Raw genomic sequence first — 2,622 nt, forward strand, 5'->3', positions numbered from 1 at the left:
CGTTATACCTGCGACACCTGGAGATCTGACCTTTCCTGCCATACGGGGGCGATCGGGAGCGGTGGCCGGGGGCGTGCCGTCATCGCAGCGCGGGGAAACGCTCGACGATGCGGCGGCGCGACCACCACCTGCCGAGGCCGGCGGTGTCGCCGGCCAGGAAGGCGGCCAGGCCGATGAGCAGGACCGCGTCGACCAGGTGGTAGTCCACGAAGGGGTTGTTCTCGAGGGGCAGCGAGGCCATCCACATCAGCAGCATGAGCAGCGCGCCGGTGCCGGCCGCGATCCGCATGCCGATGCCCAGCGCGAGCGCCAGGCCGATGCCGAGCAGGCCGATCATGAACAGCCAGTCGACGACCGGGTTGCCGGCCATCGGGTTGAAGAAGCCGGCGAAGGTGCCCTCGACGCCGCCGAGGAACCCCTCGGTGGGGGAGCCGCCGTTGATCCAGGCGGCGTCGGACGGGGTGGCCATGCCCCAGCCGAAGAGCTTGTCGCCGAACGCCCACAGGAACTCGACGGCGAGCAGCAGCCGGACCCCAGCGAAGGAGTACCGGGCGACGGCCTCGCTCGTGACGTGGGTGGTGGCGGCCGTGGCTTCCCGTGCGCCCGACCCGTGCGCCCACTCGGCGGGGTTGTGGCTGACGGAGCTCATGATGTCCTCCCGGTGGATGCGCCGGACCTCTTCCGACGCCTGTCTCCACCCTCTCGCCGGGTATTGCCGCGCGGCAGAGTCGGGGGCCCCGCCCGGACGGGACCTTGGTCCCGTTTCCTCAGGTCAGGGGCGTCAGCGGGCGCGGTTCGCGGCCAGGATCTCCTCCTGGTACGGCGCGACGACGGACCCCGACACGCGGCAATCCAGGAGCAGGAAGCGCCGGTCGGCGACGGGCTCGGCGGCCCAGGCCGCGACCCGGTCCAGGTCGGCCAGCGAGCGCACGACGACACCCTCGGCGCCCACGGCCCCGGCGAGCGCCGCGAAGTCCGCCTCGGGGATGAGCATCGGCTCCTCGGTGATGCCCTGCCGCCCGTACACGTGCACCTCCGCGCCGTAGGCGGCGTCATTCCAGACGACGGCGAGGCCGCGGCCGCGCGCGGTGCGCACGGCCGTCTCCAGGTCGGCCAGGGCCATGAGCCCGCCGCCGTCGCCGGTGGTGAGCACGACGGCGGCGTCGGGCCGGGCCGCGGCCGCGCCGGCGACGCTGGGGAAGCCGAGCCCGATGGACTGGTAGGCGGTGCCGACCATGACCATGCGGTCGGGGGCGGCGACCGGCCAGTACATGTTGGCCCAGCCGATGAAGTGGCCGCCGTCGGAGACGACGACGCGGTCTTCCGGCAGCAGGCCGGCGAGGCGGTGGGCGACGGTGCGCGGGTCGAGGCGCCCGTCGGGCGCGATGCCGTCGGCGGGGCCGGTCTCGTAGGTGCGGGCCGCGGCGACGTCGACCGTCTCGCGCCAGCCTGAGGGCTTGGCGCCCAGGGCGTGCAGCTCGTCCACCAGGGCGCGGGCCACCAGCGCGGCGTCGCCGCGGACGAACCCGCCGACGTGCCGGTGCGTGGCGGCGGGCGCGATGTCGACCTGGACCACGCGGGTGCCGGGCGCGAACAGCTCGCCGAACCGCATCGTGAACTGGTTGAGCGAGGCGCCGAGCACGACGGCGACGTCGGCCTGGCGCACCAGCTCCATCGCGTCGTGGGCGCCGAAGCCGCCCGCGACGCCGAGGTCGTACCGGCCGTCGGGGAAGACGCCGCGGCCGAGCGCCGTGGTGGTCGTCAGCGCCCCCGTGGCCTCGGCGAGCTCGCCGAGCGCGCCGCCCGCCCCGGCGAGCCAGGCGCCGCGGCCCGCGAGCAGCAGCGGGCGCTCGGCCTCGGACAGGTGGCGGGCCAGATCCGTGATGGCGGCGGCGTCGAAGGGCCCGGCCGGGGCGAGCGGCCTCGGCAGCACGGGCTCGGGCGCCTCGGGGATCGGCCCGGCGTCCAGCGCGGCGACGTCGTAGGGGATCGCGAGCACCACCGGGACTCGGTAGGTCAGGGAGTGCTCGATGGCGATCACGCTGGTGGCGGCGGCGTCCGCGCGGCCCACCGTATAGGTGCGCGCGCCGACGGCGGCCGCCAGCGCGATCTGGTCCACGTCCCACGGGCGGGGGCCCGACGTCGGCTCGTCACCCGTCAGGAGCACCAGCGGCACGCGGGCCTGGGCGGCCTCGGCGAGCGCGGTCAGCGCGTTGGTGAAGCCGGCGCCGTAGGTGGCGGTGGCCGCGGCGATGCGGCCCGACGCGCGGAAGTGGGCGTCGGCGGCGACCACGCCGCCGGCCTCGTGGCGCACGGCGGTGAACCGGGCGGTGGTCGAGCGCTCCAGGGCGTCGAGGAACCAGGCGTTGCCGTTCCCCATCACGCCGAAGACGTGGTCGACGTGGCGGGCGACGGTACGGGCGACATGGGCGGACACGGTGGGCACGGGGCCTCCAGGGAAACAGTGACGGATGAGTGGTGCGGTCCGTATGTGTCCCGTGCGGGCCCGGCCAGGGGCCCGTCGCGCGCCCCTTTTTCGAGCGCAGGCGGTGTTGTCGGTGGTGCCCGCCTTGACGGTCTTGAGTATATCTGCCGGCCCGAGCCGGTGACCCCGTGTCGGGG

At 75.0% G+C, this 2,622-nt stretch carries 2 protein-coding genes; both read right to left on the reverse strand.

Going from position 1 to position 2,622, the window contains the following annotated elements:
• Nucleotides 1-79: 79 nt before the first annotated feature.
• Nucleotides 80-649, reverse strand: coding sequence for a hypothetical protein (locus tag ACFWEJ_RS28345; protein WP_377232497.1), 570 nt, complete (start codon nt 647-649; stop codon nt 80-82).
• A gap of 132 nt (nt 650-781) precedes the next feature.
• A complete protein-coding gene (locus tag ACFWEJ_RS28350; RefSeq protein WP_377232498.1) occupies nt 782-2,446 on the reverse strand; it encodes a thiamine pyrophosphate-binding protein in 1,665 nt (554 codons plus the stop codon).
• Between the last annotated feature and the right edge of the window lie 176 nt (nt 2,447-2,622).

Origin of the sequence: Promicromonospora sp. NPDC060204, assembly GCF_042728455.1 — a bacterium.
Taxonomy (GTDB): Bacteria; Actinomycetota; Actinomycetes; order Actinomycetales; family Cellulomonadaceae; genus Promicromonospora.

Coding starts and splice junctions, on each gene's coding strand:
- ACFWEJ_RS28345 (WP_377232497.1), bottom strand. CDS start 649: ATGAGCTCCGTCAGCCACAACCCCGCCGAGTGGGCGCACGGGTCGGGC.